General features: G+C 71.5%; 17 protein-coding genes and 1 pseudogene. 5 read left to right on the forward strand and 13 right to left on the reverse strand.

From position 1 onward, the window contains the following. Positions 1–59: 59 nt before the first annotated feature. Positions 60–356, forward strand: coding sequence for a hypothetical protein (locus I8N67_RS15045; RefSeq protein ID WP_200303584.1), 297 nt, complete (start codon positions 60–62; stop codon positions 354–356). Between the two features lie 43 nt (positions 357–399). Here the strand turns inward: I8N67_RS15045 and pspAB are convergent, their stop codons facing one another. From pspAB to glnA, 4 genes and pseudogenes are all read right to left on the reverse strand, one after another. After that, positions 400–996 carry a PspA-associated protein PspAB gene (pspAB, locus tag I8N67_RS15050; protein ID WP_200303585.1) on the reverse strand — a complete coding sequence of 199 codons (597 nt, stop codon included), beginning with the start codon at positions 994–996 and terminating at the stop codon, positions 400–402. A 78-nt stretch (positions 997–1,074) separates the two neighbouring features. Then, positions 1,075–1,986: pseudogene (htpX, locus tag I8N67_RS15055) on the reverse strand (zinc metalloprotease HtpX); the annotation flags it as partial. Positions 1,987–2,061: 75 nt separating this feature from the next. Beyond that, complete coding sequence (locus I8N67_RS15060) at positions 2,062–2,319, reverse strand: SCO2583/SCO2584 N-terminal domain-containing protein (protein WP_200303586.1); 258 nt, start codon at positions 2,317–2,319, stop codon at positions 2,062–2,064. A gap of 116 nt (positions 2,320–2,435) precedes the next feature. Beyond that, positions 2,436–3,845 (reverse strand): type I glutamate--ammonia ligase, encoded by a 1,410-nt coding sequence (glnA, locus tag I8N67_RS15065; protein ID WP_200303587.1) that lies wholly within the window; start codon positions 3,843–3,845, stop codon positions 2,436–2,438. A gap of 196 nt (positions 3,846–4,041) precedes the next feature. Here glnA and I8N67_RS15070 point away from each other — a divergent pair, with 196 nt between their 5' ends. Next, entirely contained in the window at positions 4,042–4,509 is a 468-nt protein-coding gene (locus I8N67_RS15070) for an RDD family protein (RefSeq protein ID WP_200303588.1), read from the forward strand. Between the two features lie 98 nt (positions 4,510–4,607). Here the strand turns inward: I8N67_RS15070 and I8N67_RS15075 are convergent, their stop codons facing one another. The 4 genes from I8N67_RS15075 to lipB form a co-directional block, all read right to left on the reverse strand. Then, the gene (locus I8N67_RS15075; protein WP_200303589.1) at positions 4,608–5,309 is read right to left on the reverse strand and encodes a DUF4191 domain-containing protein; all 702 of its coding nucleotides are present in this window, start codon (positions 5,307–5,309) and stop codon (positions 4,608–4,610) included. A gap of 126 nt (positions 5,310–5,435) precedes the next feature. Continuing rightward, positions 5,436–5,639: an SCO2195 family GlnR-regulated protein gene (locus I8N67_RS15080; protein ID WP_200303590.1), complete on the reverse strand. Its 204-nt coding sequence runs from the start codon at positions 5,637–5,639 to the stop codon at positions 5,436–5,438. Between the two features lie 278 nt (positions 5,640–5,917). Next, positions 5,918–6,883 carry a lipoyl synthase gene (gene lipA, locus I8N67_RS15085; protein ID WP_200303591.1) on the reverse strand — a complete coding sequence of 322 codons (966 nt, stop codon included), beginning with the start codon at positions 6,881–6,883 and terminating at the stop codon, positions 5,918–5,920. A gap of 189 nt (positions 6,884–7,072) precedes the next feature. Further along, positions 7,073–7,864 carry a lipoyl(octanoyl) transferase LipB gene (gene lipB, locus I8N67_RS15090; RefSeq protein WP_200303592.1) on the reverse strand — a complete coding sequence of 264 codons (792 nt, stop codon included), beginning with the start codon at positions 7,862–7,864 and terminating at the stop codon, positions 7,073–7,075. Positions 7,865–8,275: 411 nt separating this feature from the next. Between lipB and I8N67_RS15095 the strand changes: the two genes are divergently transcribed. Beyond that, complete coding sequence (locus tag I8N67_RS15095; protein WP_200303593.1) at positions 8,276–9,715, forward strand: NsdA family TPR-like regulatory protein; 1,440 nt, start codon at positions 8,276–8,278, stop codon at positions 9,713–9,715. 66 nt (positions 9,716–9,781) lie between these two features. Here I8N67_RS15095 and I8N67_RS15100 read toward each other — a convergent pair whose 3' ends face one another. Further along, entirely contained in the window at positions 9,782–11,179 is a 1,398-nt protein-coding gene (locus I8N67_RS15100; protein ID WP_200303594.1) for an NAD(P)/FAD-dependent oxidoreductase, read from the reverse strand. Between the two features lie 207 nt (positions 11,180–11,386). Then, positions 11,387–12,313, reverse strand: coding sequence for a TIGR01777 family oxidoreductase (locus I8N67_RS15105; protein ID WP_200303595.1), 927 nt, complete (start codon positions 12,311–12,313; stop codon positions 11,387–11,389). A 112-nt stretch (positions 12,314–12,425) separates the two neighbouring features. On the opposite strand from I8N67_RS15105, the gene I8N67_RS15110 reads away from it, so the two are divergent. After that, on the forward strand, positions 12,426–12,914 hold the full coding sequence (locus I8N67_RS15110) for a GNAT family N-acetyltransferase (RefSeq protein ID WP_200303596.1): 489 nt from the start codon (positions 12,426–12,428) through the stop codon (positions 12,912–12,914). Positions 12,915–12,990: 76 nt separating this feature from the next. Here the strand turns inward: I8N67_RS15110 and I8N67_RS15115 are convergent, their stop codons facing one another. Further along, positions 12,991–14,175, reverse strand: a complete 1,185-nt coding sequence (locus I8N67_RS15115; protein ID WP_200303597.1) for a MarP family serine protease — start codon at positions 14,173–14,175, stop codon at positions 12,991–12,993. A gap of 436 nt (positions 14,176–14,611) precedes the next feature. On the opposite strand from I8N67_RS15115, the gene I8N67_RS15120 reads away from it, so the two are divergent. After that, the gene (locus I8N67_RS15120) at positions 14,612–15,370 is read left to right on the forward strand and encodes a peptidoglycan recognition protein family protein (protein ID WP_200303598.1); all 759 of its coding nucleotides are present in this window, start codon (positions 14,612–14,614) and stop codon (positions 15,368–15,370) included. Between the two features lie 13 nt (positions 15,371–15,383). On the opposite strand, the gene I8N67_RS15125 is transcribed toward I8N67_RS15120, so the two are convergent. After that, entirely contained in the window at positions 15,384–15,731 is a 348-nt protein-coding gene (locus I8N67_RS15125; protein ID WP_200303599.1) for a transposase, read from the reverse strand. A 322-nt stretch (positions 15,732–16,053) separates the two neighbouring features. After that, positions 16,054–16,524 carry a helix-turn-helix domain-containing protein gene (locus tag I8N67_RS15130; protein ID WP_200303600.1) on the reverse strand — a complete coding sequence of 157 codons (471 nt, stop codon included), beginning with the start codon at positions 16,522–16,524 and terminating at the stop codon, positions 16,054–16,056. Between the last annotated feature and the right edge of the window lie 400 nt (positions 16,525–16,924).

The following is a 16,924-nucleotide window of genomic DNA, read 5'->3' on the forward strand; positions in this document are numbered from 1 at the left end:
GTCGTCACGCCATCACATCATCGAGCCATCACCCACGCCACGCTCCAAGGAGTCCCGTCATGGGCACCTTGATCCTCTCGGCGACCGCGGTTCTGGTCGTCATGGGTTTCTCCAACCAAGTCCTCTGGCTCGCCGCGGCCGCCCTGCTCTACCTGTACGTCCGCTACGGCCGCACGGGGGGCGGCTCGTCGTCCGCGTCCTCGTCCGGATCCCCGGCGGGCGGCGGCCCGGCCCAGCCCGCCTCCTACCGCGCGTACCGCGATCGCCGTGACCAGCAGGCGAAGTGGGAGCGCCGCTACCGCCGCGAGCGGCCCCACGAGACCCGTCGGCAGGAGCGAGGCGGGAGCAACAAGTAGCGGCGAGCCGGAGCGAGCCGGCCGACTGGGTGCCCCGGGCGGGTCACAGCCCCGGGGCACCCCAGACCGGGAACCACCGGTTCAGCTCGGGCTCGATCCGCAGATCGTCACCGAGCACGGCCCGGACCCGCAGCTCCAGCGCGTTGTCGCGCCGCTGCCCGGCACCCGGCAGCGGCGCGAACGGATAGAACGTCCCCCGCTTGTAGAGATAGACCAGCCCGAGCCGCCCGCCCTCCGTCCCACCGCCTCCACCCTGGAAGCCGACCACCGAGCACAGCAACTGCGGCCCGAACCCGTCGCTCTCCAGGGCGCTGTTCACCGCGTGCAGATCGTTAACCAGCGCGGGCAGGTCGTGCGGCCCCCGCCGGGAGACCAGCCACGAGTAGCCGTACTCGTCCCGCTCCACCTCGACGGGCGGTCCCGTCCGCCCCGCGTCCGCGTCCAGCAGGGCCCGCACCTCGCGTCGTACGTCGTCGAAGGCCGCGCCCTCGACGGTCGCGAAGCACACCGCGCCCGTTCCGGTCGGGGTGAGGGAGACGGCCGCCTCCAGGGTGACCGCGGCCGAGGGCAGGGCGAAGAGCCGGTCGAGGTCGGGTGCGACCGGCTTCGTACGGCCGAGGATGATGTCCAGGAGCCCCATGGCCGGTCAGCCCGCCGTCCCGGAGCCCGCCGTCCCGGACTCGGGTGTCGCGGACTCAGGTGCCGCGGAGCCGGGTGCCGCGGAGCCTGGTGTCGCTGCCGCGCCCAGCTCCGCCGAGATACGGCCCAGTTGGTCGAGTCGCTGCTCCAGCGGCGGATGCGTGGCGAAGAAGCGGGCCAGATGCGGCCGGGTGCCGAGCGCGGGGGTGAAGTAGAAGGCGTTGAAGGCCTGCGCGGTGCGCAGGTCCCGGGTCGGGATCCGCGCGATGTCCCCGGTGACCTTGGTCAGCGCGGAGGCGAGCGCCGAGGGCCGCCCGGTGAGCAGGGCGCCCGCCCGGTCCGCGGCCAGCTCGCGATACCGGGACAGCACCCGGATCAGCAGGAAACTCAGCACGTACACGGCGGCGGAGATCCCCATCACCACGCTGAACACGACGGCGGTGTTCTGGTCCCGCCGCCCGCCGAACATGTGCGAGTAGAAGGCGAACCGCACGACGAGCCCGGCGATCACCCCGAGGAACGAGGCGACCGTCATGACGGCGACATCGCGGTGCGCCACATGCGACAGCTCGTGGGCGAGCACACCCTCCAGTTCGTCCGGCTCCAGCCGCCGGAGCAGCCCGGTCGTCACGCACACCACCGTGTGATCGGCGTTCCGCCCGGTGGCGAACGCGTTCGGCATCTCCATGTCCGCGACCGCGACCCTCGGCTTCGGCACGTCCGCGACCGCGCACAGCCGGTCCACGACCCCGTGCAGCCGCGGATACTCCTCCCGCTCCACCACCCGCCCGCGCATCGCGTACAGGGCGACCCGGTCCGAGTACCAGTACTGCGCCCCCAGCAGCCCCGCCGCGATCACCACGACCAGCACCCAGGACTTCAGCAGCGCGATCAACGCGGCCACGAACAGCACGTACAACAGTCCGAGCAGAAACATCGTGACCGTCATCCGCACAGCCAGCCGCGGATCACTCCGGAACCGCTTCGACATCCGTACCACCCCGCACTCAGGCAGGCACTCGTCCCGCCTTCCATTGTGCGCCCGGGCGACACCGGCGGGGCGGGGCTAGTACGACGACCGGTAGTTGATGTACCCGATCAGCAGGATCAGCCCCGCCACACACCCGAACACGATCACCGTCGACACCCAGGACGACCGGCGCGGCGTTCTCGGGCCGGGATCGGCGCGGAAGGGCTGTGGCGCGGGCGGGTTCTCCTTCCAGCGCGCGGCCAGCATCCGGGCCCGCGCGGAGGGCTCCTTCAGCTCGGCGTTGTCCGCCCACTTGATGTCGAACTCGTGCTCGTCGTCATCCTGTCCGGGCATCCCCGTGTCTCCCCGTCGTCTCTCTCGAACAATCGTGCCAGAAACCATACGACGGCGCCCCCGTCCCGAGAAACGGGAACGGGGGCACCGTCGAAAGCCGTACGGCTACGGTTCGATCACACGTCGAAGTACAGCTCGAACTCGTGCGGGTGCGGGCGCAGCTGCAGCGGGGCGATCTCGTTCGCGCGCTTGTAGTCGATCCACGTCTCGATCAGGTCGGACGTGAAGACGTCGCCGGCGAGCAGGAACTCGTGGTCCGACTCAAGGCGGTCCAGGACGGCCGGGAGGGAGGTCGGGACCTGCGCGACGCCCGCGTGCTCCTCGGGGGCGAGCTCGTAGAGGTCCTTGTCGATCGGCTCGGCCGGCTCGATCTTGTTCTTGATGCCGTCGAGGCCCGCGAGGAGGAGGGCCGAGAAGGCGAGGTACGGGTTGCCGGAGGAGTCGGGCGCGCGGAACTCCACACGCTTGGCCTTCGGGTTCGAACCCGTGATCGGGATACGCATGGCCGCGGAGCGGTTGCGCTGCGAGTACACCAGGTTGACCGGGGCCTCGAAGCCGGGGACCAGTCGGTGGTAGGAGTTCACCGTCGGGTTGGTGAAGGCCAGCAGCGACGGGGCGTGCTTGAGGATGCCGCCGATGTAGTAGCGGGCGGTGTCCGACAGGCCCGCGTAACCGGCCTCGTCGTAGAAGAGCGGCTGGCCGCCCGTCCACAGCGACTGGTGGACGTGCATGCCCGAGCCGTTGTCACCGAAGATCGGCTTCGGCATGAAGGTCGCGGTCTTGCCGTTGCGCCAGGCCACGTTCTTCACGATGTACTTGAAGAGCTGGAGGTCGTCGGCCGCGGCGAGCAGCGTGTTGAACTTGTAGTTGATCTCGGCCTGGCCGGCGGTGCCCACCTCGTGGTGCTGGCGCTCGACCTGGAGGCCGGACGCGGCCAGCTCCAGGGAGATCTCCGCACGCAGGTCGGCGAAGTGGTCGACCGGCGGGGTCGGGAAGTAACCGCCCTTGTAGCGGACCTTGTAGCCGCGGTTGTCCTCCAGCGCACCGGTGTTCCAGGCGCCCGCCTCGGAGTCGATGTGGTAGAAGGACTCGTTCTCCGCGGTCTTGAAGCGCACGCTGTCGAAGACGTAGAACTCGGCCTCGGGACCGAAGTACGCGGTGTCCGCGATACCGGTCGACGCCAGGTAGGCCTCCGCCTTCTTCGCCACGTTCCGCGGGTCACGGGAGTACTGCTCGCCCGTGATCGGGTCGTGGATGAAGAAGTTGATGTTGACCGTCTTGTCGCGGCGGAAGGGGTCGACGCGCGCGGTGGACAGGTCGGCGCGGAGCGCCATGTCGGACTCGTGGATGGCCTGGAAGCCGCGGATCGAGGAGCCGTCGAACGCCAGCTCTTCGGTGGGGTCGAAGGCCGTGGCCGGAATCGTGAAGTGCTGCATCACACCCGGCAGGTCGCAGAAGCGGACGTCGACGAACTTGACGTCCTCGTCCGCGATGTACTTCTTGGCCTCGTCGGCGTTCTGGAACATCCAGCTCCTCCTACTCCCGACGTCCTGCCGGGGTGGTAGTTCGTTCGTGCGGCCAGTGCGGTGGCACACGCTGTCGTCGACACTAGGGACGGGTGATTTCTCGTACGTCACCCATTTGTTTCGCACAAGTTAACCGGACATCCCGTACCGCACCCCACCTGTCCGTATGGCAAAACGGTCCCAGTACGGTGGACGCGTGGACAAGAGGCAAGCAATCGGATCGTGGCTCTCCGGCCCCCGCGCGGCGGCGGAGGACGCGGGTGTGGACTTCGGATACCGGGGCGAACAGCTCGGTCTGCCGGAGGAGGGGCCGGGCTCCATCGCCCGCCCCGGACGGCGCCTCGGCGCGCTGGCCGTCGACTGGGGGCTGTGCCTCTTGATCGCATACGGCCTGATCACCGACGGCTACGACCAGGCGACCGGCAACTGGGCCCTGCTCATCCTCTTCCTGCTGCACGTCCTCACGCTGGGCACCGCCGGCTTCACTCCGGGCAAACGCCTCTTCGGCGTCCGCGTCGTCGCCCAGGACACCGGCACGGTGAACCCCTGGCGCGCCGCCGTCCGCTCCGCCCTCCTCTGCCTCGCCCTCCCGGCCCTGATCTGGGACCGCGACGGCCGTGGACTCCACGACCGGCTGGCGCGCACGGTGGAAGTACGGATCTAGCCGGAACGGCGAACCCGTACGGCGAATACGACGAAGGGGGCGCCCGGAGTGATCCGGGCGCCCCCTTCGTCGTACGGGTTCGCCGTACGAGTAGGAGATCAGCGGGTTTTCGGGCCGCCCTTCGGCATGCGCATGCCCTTCGGCATCGGCCCCTTCGGCACCGGCATGTTGCTCATCAGGTCGCCCATCGCGCGGAGCCGGTCGTTGGTGGCGGTCACCTGGGGGCCGGAGAGGACGCGCGGCAGCTTCAGCATGGTCGTGCGGAGCTTCTTCAGCTCCACCTGGCCGTCGCCGCCGCCCACGAGCAGGTCGTGCACCGGGACGTCCGCCACGATGCGGGCCATCTTCCGCTTCTCGGCGGCGAGCAGGCTCTTCACCCGGTTCGGGTTGCCCTCGGCGACCAGGACGATGCCGGCCTTGCCGACGGCCCGGTGGACCACGTCCTGGCTGCGGTTCATCGCCACCGCGGGGGTGGTCGTCCAGCCGCGGCCCACGTTGTCCAGCACCGCCGCGGCGGCGCCCGGCTGACCCTCCATCTGTCCGAACGCGGCCCGCTCGGCTCGCCGCCCGAAGATGATCGCCGTCGCGAGGAAGGCGAGCAGGAGGCCGAGAATGCCCAGATAGATGGGGTGACCGATCAAGAAACCGATCGCGAGGAAGACACCGAGGGTGCTGATTCCGACAGCCGCGAGTACAAGACCGATCTTCTTGTCGGCCTTGCGGGTCATCTTGTACGTAAGAGCGATCTGCTTGAGTCGCCCGGGGTTCGCAGCGTCCGCTGCGGGTTCCTTCCTCGCCATGGCACGAAGTCTACGTGTCCGGGGAAGCGAGGACGACGGCGGTGCCGGTGGGGACCGGAGACCGGCGGCAGCGCTGGGGAAGCGGCGCCGGGCGGCGGCGGTGCCGGCGTGAAGCGGCCGCTGTCGTCAGGAGGTGCGCGTGGCGACCGCGGCTTCGATGACGCGCTCGGTCTCGACACGGTCCTTGGCGCGGCGGCGGTCCTCCAGGACGGAGGTCCAGGCGTTGCGGCGGGCGGTGCGCTGGCCACTGCTCATGAGCAGTGACTCGACGGCACGGAGTGCATCGGTGAACGACGGGATGGCTGTGGCGCGAACGGGCGCGGCCTGCATGGGAGGTCCCCCTCGGGATGGCTGCTCTGGCTAGGACTGTGTACCGGGCGTGAAACCAGGGTCACTGATTGGTGTTACCAGGGCGTGACCGACCGGTCAAACCGCAGTGAAGCCTTGATGTGCGGCCTCTAAACCTCGACGCGGCCCTGACAGTGCCCTCATCTGCGAGGACTGTCAGGGCCGCGGTCGATTGGCCATTACTGGTGAGTAGCTACTTGTGCTCAGATTCACACGAGCCGGTGGCACTCCGTGCCATTCGGCGTAACCGGCTGAACGCGTCAGACCGCCTGTGAAGCGACGTACGAACCCCGCTTCTCGATGGCCATCTGGTAGAGCCGGCCGGCGCGGTACGAGGAGCGGACGAGGGGGCCCGACATCACGCCGGAGAAGCCGATCTCGTCGGCCTCCTGCTTCAGCTCGACGAACTCCTGCGGCTTGACCCAGCGCTCCACGGGGTGGTGACGGACGCTCGGGCGAAGGTACTGCGTGATGGTGACCAGCTCGCAGCCGGCGTCGTGCAGCTGCCGCAGCGCCTCGCTGACCTCCTCGCGGGTCTCGCCCATGCCGAGGATCAGGTTCGACTTCGTGACCAGACCGTAGTCGCGGGCGTCGGTGATGACCTTCAGCGAGCGGTCGTAGCGGAAGCCGGGGCGGATGCGCTTGAAGATCCGGGGGACCGTCTCGACGTTGTGCGCGAAGACCTCGGGGCGGGAGGCGAAGACCTCCTGGAGCAGCTCCGGGACGGCGTTGAAGTCGGGGGCCAGCAGCTCGACCTTGGTCTGCCCGCTCTCGCGTCCGGCGGTCTGCTCGTGGATCTGGCGGACCGTCTCGGCGTACAGCCAGGCGCCGCCGTCGGGGAGGTCGTCGCGGGCGACGCCGGTGATCGTGGCGTAGTTGAGGTCCATGGTGACCACGGACTCGCCCACGCGGCGGGGCTCGTCGCGGTCGAGGGCCTCGGGCTTGCCGGTGTCGATCTGGCAGAAGTCGCAGCGGCGGGTGCACTGGTCGCCGCCGATGAGGAACGTCGCCTCGCGGTCCTCCCAGCACTCGTAGATGTTGGGGCAGCCTGCCTCCTGGCAGACCGTGTGCAGGCCCTCGCTCTTCACGAGGCTCTGCATCTTCGTGTACTCGGGGCCCATTTTCGCCCGGGTCTTGATCCACTCGGGCTTGCGCTCGATGGGGGTCTGGCTGTTCCGGACCTCCAGGCGCAGCATCTTGCGTCCGTCGGGTGCGACTGCGGACACATCGGCTCCCTGTAGCTTCGATTCTTCGGCGTACACCAGGGTACGCCCGTGCGGTTCTCGGTCCTCGGGGTGGGCAACCTTCGGCTCGTGGGGGGAATTCCCTCGCCCCTGCCGCCCCATCCCCGGGGCTCCGCCCCGGGGACCGCCCCTCAAACGCCGGAGGGGCTGAATTTTCAGCGGACGGGGCGGCTACGCCGACGCCCGCTCCACCACCCGAGGGCTCAGCTCCGCGTTCTCCAGGATCTCCCGCAGATGCCGCTCGGCCACGGGCAGGACGTCCGCGATGGTGACGTCGCGGCCGAGCTCACCGGCCAGGGAGGCGACGCCCGCGTCACGGATCCCGCAGGGGATGATGCGGTCGAACCACTTGTTGTCGGGATTCACGTTCAGCGAGAAGCCATGCATCGTGACCCCCTTCGCCACCCGGATCCCGATCGCCCCGATCTTGCGGTCCTCACGCCGCTGCCCGGCGTTGGACGGCGCGTACTCCGGCCCGTTCAGCCGAGGGTCGAACTCGTCGTCGTGCATCCGGGGGTCGAGGTCCAGGGACAGCCCGCCCAGCCGCTGTTCGACGGGGTCGCCGAGCACCCACACACCACTGCGGCCCTCGACCCGGCTGGTCTCCAGGCCGAACTCCGCGCAGGTGGCGATCAGGGCGTCTTCGAGGCGCCGTACGTGGGCCACCACGTCCACGGGGCGGGGGAGCTTCTGGATCGGGTAGCCGACCAGCTGGCCCGGCCCGTGCCAGGTGATCTTGCCGCCGCGGTCGACGTCGATGACGGGCGTGCCGTCGAGGGGGCGCTCGTTGTCGGCCGTGCGCCGGCCGGCCGTGTAGACCGGCGGGTGCTCCAGGAGCAGCACGGTGTCGGGGACCTCGTCGGCGAAGCGCGCCGCGTGCACCCGGCGCTGCTCGTCCCACGCCTCCTGGTACTCGACGGCCTCCGCGCCGAACCCCATGCGGACGAACCGCAACCCACTCACGGCAAGCGCCTCCCTCGGCGGTACGGCCGTGCGGCGGTACCGCGATAGCTGTGGCTCTGTCAGGCACGTCTCGCGCCCAAGCCACTGTACGACCCGTACGACCACGCGATGTTCGAGCGGTGGACGGCCCCGGGTCCGGCCCGTGCCCGGCGTCCGGTCCGGCATCAGGTCCGGCATCCGGCGTACGCGGCGGCCGCCCGGCGTACGAGGGGCTCGGCCGGCGCGCGTCGGAGGCGGCACCCGTCAGCCGCGCGGCCAATCCTCACACGATCGGATGAACCGACGCGGAAGTGTGCGATCAGACGCTTACTCTCCGCTACATTCGCGCCGTTCACAAGGCCGCAAAAGGCTTCTCACCAGGCAATCCGGGAAACCCCGCCGAGACCCGGAAGGCAGGAGACCGCACCGCAGATGACGGAACGACCCGCGCAGCGCACCCCCAACCGCCAGCTCGCCGCCCTCATCGCAGAAGCGGGGTTCTCCAACGCGGGACTAGCGCGCCGAGTGGATCAGCTCGGTCTCGAACACGGCCTCGACCTCAGATACGACAAGACGTCGGTCACCCGCTGGCTGCGTGGTCAGCAGCCCCGGGGGACCACGCCCGCACTCATCGCCGAGGTGTTCACCCGCCGCCTCGGCCGCCGGCTCACCGCCCAGGACCTCGGACTGGACGCCTGCGCCCCCGTCTACGCGGGCCTGGAGTTCGCCGCGACCCCCGAGGAGGCCATCGACATCGTCGGCGGCCTGTGGCGCAAGGACTCCGGCAGCCACGCCGAACTACGCAAGATCGCGTTCACCCCGGCCGGACTGGTCGTGCCCAGCCGCGACTGGCTGATCGGCCGCGCCGACGACCGGGTGGGCCGGGGCGATCCGGGCGCCACCCGGGTACCCCCGCAGGGCCGCCCGGTCGTCCCCCGGCAGCGCAGCCAGACCGAGCGCGGCCCCGGCCAGAAGGTCACCGGCGGGGACATCGCCGCCCTCCGCTCGGTCGGGGAGCTCTTCCGCGCCCTCGACGACGCCTACGGCGGCGGCCACGCCCGCCAGGCCCTCGTGCGCTACCTGGAACACGAGGCCGAGCCCATGCTGCGCGGCGCCTACGGCGAACAGATCGGCCGACGGCTCTTCGCGGCCGCCGCCGACCTGACCCGACTGGCCGGCTGGACCTCGTACGACATCGGTGCCCACGGGCTCGCCCAGCGGTACTTCGTGCAGGCGCTCAGGCTGGCGCAGGCGGCGGGGGACCGGGCGTACGGGGCGTACGTCCTGGTCACGATGAGCCGGCAGGCGGTCTATCTGGGGCACGGACGGGAGGCCGTGCAGCTCGCGCGGGTCGCCCAGCAGGGCGTCGGGTCGGCCGTGCCGCCGGTGGTGCAGTCGCTGCTGCACTCGGTCGAGGCGCGCGGGCACGCCGTGCTCGGCGAGGTGCGGGCCTCCACGGCCGCGCTGGTACGGGCCGAGCGCGCCCTGGAGACGGCCCGCCCCGGGGACGAGGTGCCCCACTGGGCGCGGTTCTTCGACGAGGCGCAGCTCGCCGACGAGTTCGGCCACAGCCACCGCGACCTCCAGCAGTACCGGGCCGCGGCCCAGCACGCCGAACGCTCGCTGCAACTGCGGGCACCCGCCTACGCCCGCAGCCGCCTCTTCTGCCGGGTGGTGCTCGCCTCCGCCCGGCTCGGGCTCGGCGAGCTGGACCAGGCCTGCCAGTTGGGCGCGGAGGCCGCCGGGCAGGCCGCCGAGATGAGGTCGGTACGGGCCGTGGAGTACGTCCGCGACTTCGAACGCCGCCTGGAGCCGTACCGCGACGCGGCACCCGTCCGCGGGTACCGGGACAAGGTGGCGGCGCTCGGGTAGGCGTACGGCTCGACGAGGGGGCGCCCGGTGAACGACCGGGCGCCCCCTCCGGCGCTTCCCAGCCCCTCACGCGGCCGTTTCCAGCGGCTCCTCCAGGGGAGCCGGGCGGGCGTCCAGGTCCGTGAGGACGGCGTGGGCGGCCCGGCGGGCGGAGTGCAGGGCGCCCTGGACGGTGCTGGTGTCGCGGTGGTCGCCGCAGACGTAGAGGCCGGCCAGGAGGCGTACGGGGCGGCGCAGATCGTGCGGCGCGGGCATCGCGGGGACGGCCTCGGGGGTGTGGTGCGCGGCGAGGAGTTCCCAGCGTGTCGTGGACGTGCGGTAGAGGCGGGCCAGTTGGGCGCGGACCGTGGCGTCCAGGTGCGCGGGGGCCGGGGGCGTGCCCAGCACGGTGGAGGTGATCAGGGCGCGGCCCGCCGGTGCCCGGCTCGGGTCGACCTGGCTGATGACCGCCGTGTGCGAGACGGGACCGCTGCGGTCGGCGTCGAGGAGCAGCGCCGGTTCGGTCAGCGGCGGCTCGTCGGTGGCATGGTGCAGGACCGTCACCGGGTGGAACTCCGGCACGCGCAGCCCCGGCAGCAGCTCGGCGGCGGCGCGGGCGTCCGTGGCCAGCACCACGGCACGGCAGGTGAGTTCGCCGTGGTTCGCCGTCGTCACCGAGGTCGTGCTGATCGCGGTGGCTCGTACGCCCGTACGGACCGTGCCCGGTGGCAGGATGGCCGCGAGGAGCTCCGGGAGGGTGTCGGCGCCGCCCTCCGGGATGCACAGCCGGCCCGTCGCGAAGGTGTGCAGCGCCAGGTCGGCGCAGCGGCTCGAGGTCTGCAGCACGGGGTCGGCGAGCAGCGCGGCCAGCAGGGGACGGACGAAACCGTCGATGGTCCGGGGCGGGAAACCCCGGGTCGCCAGCGCCTGGGCGACGGGGACCTCCGCACGGGAGAGGAGCCGCTCGGGCGCGGTGGCGGCGAGCCGGGCCAGGGCCATGGCCAGCCGGGACTGATCGGCCGGGGCACCGAGGCGGCCGGGGCGCGTGCCCGTGGAACGGCCTTGGGGGCGGCCCGGGTTCCGGGGGATCCTGGGGGCGCTTGCGAGGGCGCGTGCGGCTGTGAGTGCGCCCCTCGCGCTCCGCGGAACAGGGGTGGCGCCGGCGCGGTACTGATGGCCGTCGGCGTGCAGCAGGACGCCGGGGGCGAACGAGCGCAGGGGCAGGGCGCCCAGACCCGGGGTGCGGCGCAGCTCCGGGTACGACGTGGAGAGCAGCTGGGGCGTTCGGTCGAGGCGGAAGCCGTCGATCTTCTCGGTGGACATCCGGCCGCCGACGGCGGGTGCGGCCTCCAGGACGGTGGCCGTCAGCCCCGCCCTGGTCAGATGTCCTGCCGCCGCGAGGCCGGCCACTCCGGCTCCTACGACGATGACGTCCACGGTCTCCGTGTCCGCCGGGTACGCCGACTGGTGCACCGACTCAAGCACGTGCCCCTCCCGAGGTCGCGCGGCCGCCGGGGACGTCCTGCCCCGGCACCCTTCTGAAATACCTGAGTTAGCGACGAGGGTGAAGCCCGGCGGCCGTCCCGGGGAAGTAGCGCGTGACCTCGCACGGAGGCATGGGCGGGCCGGGTGTGCGCCCGGCGTCCCGGCGGCGGCCGGTCGAGCCCCGCCGGGGCCGGGCGCCGATCCCGGTCAGCTCGGGCCGGCGGCCGCCCGGATCGCGGCGTCGATCTCCGGGTACGTGAAGGTGAAGCCCGACTCCAGCAGCCGCGTCGGGACGATCCGGGCGCTGCCGAGGACGTCGTCGGCGACCCCGCCGAGGACGAGCCGGAGCACAGGGGCGGGCACGGTGAAGAGGGTGGGCCGGTGCAGGACCCGGCCCATGGCCGCCGTGATCTCGCGGTTGGTGAGCGGGGCCGGCGCCGTCAGGTTGAACGGGCCGGACAGCGAGGGCGTGAAGAGCAGATGCCGCAGGGCCGCGACCTCGTCGTGCAGGGAGATGTAGCTCCAGTACTGCCGCCCGTTGCCCATCCGCCCGCCGAGACCGGCCTTGAACAGCGGGAACAGCGGGCCCCAGGCGCCCCCGCCCCGGCCCACGACCAGCCCCGTACGGGCGAACACGGTCCGGACACCCGTGTCCCGGACGGCCTCGGTCGCCCCCTCCCACTCCACGCACAGCTCGGGCAGGAACCCCGTCCCCGGCTCCGCCGACTCGTCCACCACCCGGTCGCCCGTGTAGCCGTAGAAGCCGATCGCGCTGCCGTTGAGGAACACGCTCGGCGGTGAGTCGAGGGTCGCCACGGCCTTGGCGAGCGTCCTCGTGCCGAGCACCCGGCTGCGCCGGATCGTCGCCTTGTACGCCTTCGTCCAGCGGCGTGACGCGACCCCCGCACCGGCGAGATTCACCACCGCCGCACACCCCGCCAGCCCCGCCGCGTCAACCTGCCGCGAGTCCGGATCCCACCGCACCTCACCGGGGCCGCGCGGCTCCCGCCGTACCAGCCGCACCACCTCGTACCCGTCGGCGGCGAGAGACCGGGCCAGCGCCGAACCGATCAGCCCGGACGCCCCGGCGATCGCGATACGAGAACCGGGCGGAACGTGCGCTTCAACGCTCATGCCACCATCCTGCCGGGCACCCCAAGAATCCGCGGACCCGGGGGCGGGCGACGGCCGGCCGCCCGCCGGACGCCGCCCACCGGTCCACCGCCCCCGCCGTACAGTGGCCGTCATGCCGGTTCCGCACATACGCGCCGCGAGCTCCGAGGACGAGGACGCGCTCGGCCGACTCGATCGGGTCACGTGGTCGACTCTGCACTCCGTGCAGGAGCGCCCCAGACAGCCGTACGAGCCCTTCTTCGGCGAGCGCTACGGGCCGGGGGACCACCTGGTGGCCGAACTCGGCGGGGCCGTCGTCGGGTATGTCCGGCTCGCGTTGCCGTCGGCCCTCGCCTGCCACGTTCATGTCCGGCAGATCCAGGGGTTCGTCGTCGCCGACGAGGCGCGCGGGGCCGGGGTCGGACGGGCGCTGCTGCGGGCCGCGCGGGACGAGGCACGCCGCCGGGGAGCCCGCCGCCTCACCCTGCGGGTGCTCGGCCACAACACACCGGCCAGGAAGCTGTACGAGTCGGAGGGGTTCGTGGTGGAGGGGGTCCTGCCGGAGGAGTTCCTGCTGGACGGGGCGTATGTGGACGACATCCTGATGGGTTGTCGGCTCTGAGTGTGTGAGGGGCGTTCCGGCAGCTGAACGGTGTCAGCTTCGACGCGCCCGTCCCGCCGGACGCCACCTCACGAGGTCACGAAGTGACGAGGTCACCCGTGTCCACCGCCGCCGTCGCGTCCGCCGCGCGCTCCGCGTCGGCGGCGACCTCGTCCACGGTCAGGACGTAACCCGTCTCCGCGTCCGAGGTGGAGCGGGCGAAGACGACGCCGTAGACCTGGCCTTCGGTGGTGAGCAGGGGGCCGCCGGAGTTGCCGGGGCGGACGGTGGAGCGGATGGAGTAGATGTCACGGGTGACCGAATCCGTGTTGTAGATGTTCCGGCCGGTCGCGTCGATACGACTGGCGACCGTGGCCGCCTGGAGGTCGAGGCCGCCGTCCTCCGGATAGCCCGCGACGACCGCCGCGTCACCGCGCGAGGCGCTGTCGTCGAAGCGCAGGACCGGCGCCTTGAGACCCGGGACGTAGAGCACCGCCACGTCCTTGTCGGGGTCGAAGAGCACGACCCGCGCCTCGTACGCCCGGCCCACGCCGCCCACGCGCACACTCGGGTCGTCGATGCCCGCCACCACGTGCGCGTTGGTCATCACATGCTCGGCGGCGTACACGAAGCCGCTGCCCTCGCGGCCCTGGTTGCCCGCGACGCCCTCGATCTTGACCGTGCTGCGCTTGGCGGCGCCGGTCGCGGCCGCGGTGACACTGTCGCCGGAGGGCTTGGCGACCTCGGCCGTCGCCTCGTTCTCGAACGGGTTGAAGACCTGTGGGAAGCCCGCCTCGGTGAGCGCCGAGGTGGCGTTGGAGAACCAGGCCGGGGTGGTGTCCGGCATGGTGTTCTGCACGGCGCCGAGCAGCGCGGAGTTGCGGATCGAGTTGGTCACCACGGGGGACGACGAGGCGCCCAGGACGCTCGCGGCGACCCAGGCCACGATGAGCACCGCGACCGTGTTGGCCGCCGCCCCGCCGACGCCGTCGGCCACCCGCAGCGGGCTGCGGTCTATCTCCCGGCGCAGCCGCAGCGCCAGCCGGCCCGCCAGTTCGTGCCCGATCACCCCCGGTACCAGCACCGTCAGCACCGCCGTGACCGTCGCCGCCGGGGTGCCCGCCTCCACCAGCTCCATCATCCAGGGCAGCACCCAGACGCCGATCGCCGCGCCGCCCACGAAGCCGGCCAGGGACACACATCCCGTGACCAGGCCGCGGCGGTAGCCGGACGCCGCGTAGGCCAGGATCACCAGCAACAGCAGGATGTCGAGCACGTCCACTCCAGCCGCCTCACTCTCTAGGGACCCTGTAGTACGCGCGGGGTCGGCGCAGTGATCAGTTACGTCCGCAGGTGCCCCGGCGGCCCGCGCTGATCGGCCACCGGAGCGCCCTGCCGGTCAGCCGTGTCCGGCAGCCGTGTCCGTCATCTGTCCCGAACCGTAAAAACGCCCCGGACCACGGCATTGGTTCCCTCCGCTTCCACCGGGTGGCACACCCCACATCGCGGCCGGCGCGCATCTGCGTGACGCTGGGGGCATGCGTGTGTTCCGGGAGCCACGGGGGGCGCGAATGCGGCTGCCGCTACGTGTGTGGCGGCGCCGAATACGGACCCCGCGCGGCCCCGAGACGGTTCGGGGCCCGCGGGTCCCGGGTCGCGCCCGGCCCCCGCGCGCCCGGCCCCCGCGTGTTCGGGCCGTGCGCGCCCGGGAGCGCCTGATGGGCCTGCCCCGCCCCGCCCTCCTCGCGCTGGCCTGTCTGCCCGGCCTGGCGGCCGTCCTCGCGCTCGTGATGTGCGCGGTCGGCGTGGACCGCACGGGCCAGCGCTCGGCCCGGCAGGCCGCCGCCCGGCCCGCGCTCCCGCACCAGGCGCCCAGACCGCCCATCGTGCCGCGGGCCCGCTGGCTGGAGGGGGACGCGCGCAGCCAGCCGCCCGCCCGCTACGACGACCGCGTCGCCGCCGTCTTCGTCCACCACACGGACTCGCCGAACGGTTACGACTGCGCCGACGCGCCCCGCATCATCCGCTACCTCTACTCCGGTCAGACCGGCGCCCGGGACTGGGACGACATCGGCTACAACTTCCTCGTCGACCGCTGCGGCACCATCTACGAGGGGCGCGCGGGCGGCATCGACCGCCCCGTCACCGGCGCGCACACCCAGGGCTTCAACCACCGCACCACGGGCATCGCCGCCCTCGGCACCTTCACCACCGGCGTCACCGTCCCGCGGGCCATGACCGACGCGATCGCCGCCCTCGCCGCCTGGAAACTCGGCCTCGCCGACACCGACCCCCGCGGCGGCGTCCGGCTCACCTCCAGCAACAGCCTCAGCCGCTACACCGCCGGCACCACCGCCCTGCTGCCCGCCCTCGCCGGCCACAGCGACGGCTACATGACCAGCTGCCCGGGCGCGGCCCTCGCGGAACGCCTGCCCGCGATCAGAGAACTGGCGGCACGGCTCCAGGGGCGCCACTAGTAGACTGTCGCGGCTAATGTTTGGGATAGAGGTGGCGCAGTTTGATGCGTGCGTCGTGGGTGGTGAACTGCCAGTCCACCTGACGTTGGTCGGTGTTGGTGGCGCTCTGCCAGGCCGAGAGTTCGGTGTTGAGTGTGTCGAGGTCGTCGATCCAGCGGTCGAGACATTGCCTGGTCAGCGCGGAGAGTTCGGTCTCGGCGATGTTGAGCCATGACCCGTCTCTGGGCGTGTGGTGGATCTCGAGGCGCTGAGCCAGGGCGAAGGCTTCTTCTGGTTCGAACGCCTCGTACAGTGAGGCGATGGTGTGGGTGTTGAGGTTGTCCATCACCAGCACCACGGCATCAGCGTCGGGATAGTCCACGCTCAGCAGCTGTTTGACCTGGCCGGCCAGTCGGTCCGGGTCCGCCGGGACAGCGCCTGAACCCGACGCCACCCGCGTAAGGGCTCGACCCACACGAAGATGGAGCACGTGCCGCAGCGGATGTACTCGCTGTCCTGGCAGGCGTCGCGACCGGGGCGTGCCGGGAGCGGGGCGCGGGCATCGCCGAGGAGCTGGTAGGGCTTCTCGTCCATGCACACCACCGGACGTGCCGGGTCACAGGGCCGGGCATAGACGGCCAGCACGTCTTCCATCCCGGCCGCGAACTGCGCGTTCGCCCGTGGCGGGATGGTCCAGCACTTCTTCAGGTGAGGACGCAGTTCCGTTTTTTCAAGACCCGCCCGATGCTGGAGTGGTCCAGATCGGGGATGTCCTCGACCAGCGCGACGTGCTTCTCCATCAGGCGCAGCGACCACCGTGCATAGCCCTGGGGCGGCTGTGAGCACGCCATCGCGATCAGCCGGGCTTCGACCTCACCGGTCACCGGCGAGGGCACCGGCGGGAGGTCGCGCTTCTTCCGCGTGATCGTGGCGCAGGCATCGCCGCCGGTCTCGGCAAAACGCTTGGCGACCAGCCGCAACGTCTCCCCGGAGACGCCGAGCCGGGCCGCGATCACCTCCTTGGAATCCACCTCACCCACCGCGGTGTCCAGCGCAAGCAGCACCCGGGCACGCATGATCATCGAGGCTGGGCGAACACCCGTCGTGGTCACCCGCACCAACTCCTCGCGATCCTGCGCGGTCAACCTCACCGGCCGCTTCTTCTGCGAACCCATGACAACAGTCCCGTCTGGCAGAGGGGATGGAATCTGCCAGACACCAACCTCCCAAACAGACATGCCACAACTAAGCAGCGACACGCTACTAGCCGTGCTTCCGCGGCCGGTTGAGGCCCGTTTCCAGGGTGTTTAACAGTTGACGGATTGGCCTGGGGATCCTGGGTTCTCCTGGGTCTTGGGCGCGGCGCCGGCGGGGCGTACGGGAGTGCGTAACCCGCATGGGGGTTCGGTCGTTGAGGTGATGGTCGGGGCTTCGGGGCGGGTGAGGGGGTGGCAGGTGCGGCGGAGGGTGGAGCTGGGCGCGGGGGAGGCGCAGCAGGTCGCTGCCGCCTGCGCCCGCGCGCTGCGGGGTGTGGACACGGCCACCGGGGAGCAGCTCGGCGAGGCCGCGCTGGTA

Origin of the sequence: Streptomyces adelaidensis (assembly GCF_016598475.1) — a bacterium.
Lineage (GTDB): Bacteria > Actinomycetota > Actinomycetes > Streptomycetales > Streptomycetaceae > Streptomyces > Streptomyces adelaidensis.

What these genes read in the sequence shown, in the direction of transcription:
- I8N67_RS15130 (WP_200303600.1), bottom strand. Translation starts at nt 16,524, where the DNA reads ATGGGTTCGCAGAAGAAGCGGCCGGTGAGGTTGACCGCGCAGGATCGC.
- I8N67_RS15045 (WP_200303584.1), top strand. Translation starts at nt 60, where the DNA reads ATGGGCACCTTGATCCTCTCGGCGACCGCGGTTCTGGTCGTCATGGGT.
- I8N67_RS15080 (WP_200303590.1), bottom strand. Translation starts at nt 5,639, where the DNA reads ATGCAGGCCGCGCCCGTTCGCGCCACAGCCATCCCGTCGTTCACCGAT.
- I8N67_RS15110 (WP_200303596.1), top strand. Translation starts at nt 12,426, where the DNA reads ATGCCGGTTCCGCACATACGCGCCGCGAGCTCCGAGGACGAGGACGCG.
- I8N67_RS15060 (WP_200303586.1), bottom strand. Translation starts at nt 2,319, where the DNA reads ATGCCCGGACAGGATGACGACGAGCACGAGTTCGACATCAAGTGGGCG.
- glnA (WP_200303587.1), bottom strand. Translation starts at nt 3,845, where the DNA reads ATGTTCCAGAACGCCGACGAGGCCAAGAAGTACATCGCGGACGAGGAC.
- I8N67_RS15095 (WP_200303593.1), top strand. Translation starts at nt 8,276, where the DNA reads ATGACGGAACGACCCGCGCAGCGCACCCCCAACCGCCAGCTCGCCGCC.
- I8N67_RS15120 (WP_200303598.1), top strand. Translation starts at nt 14,612, where the DNA reads ATGGGCCTGCCCCGCCCCGCCCTCCTCGCGCTGGCCTGTCTGCCCGGC.
- I8N67_RS15105 (WP_200303595.1), bottom strand. Translation starts at nt 12,313, where the DNA reads ATGAGCGTTGAAGCGCACGTTCCGCCCGGTTCTCGTATCGCGATCGCC.
- I8N67_RS15075 (WP_200303589.1), bottom strand. Translation starts at nt 5,309, where the DNA reads ATGGCGAGGAAGGAACCCGCAGCGGACGCTGCGAACCCCGGGCGACTC.
- pspAB (WP_200303585.1), bottom strand. Translation starts at nt 996, where the DNA reads ATGGGGCTCCTGGACATCATCCTCGGCCGTACGAAGCCGGTCGCACCC.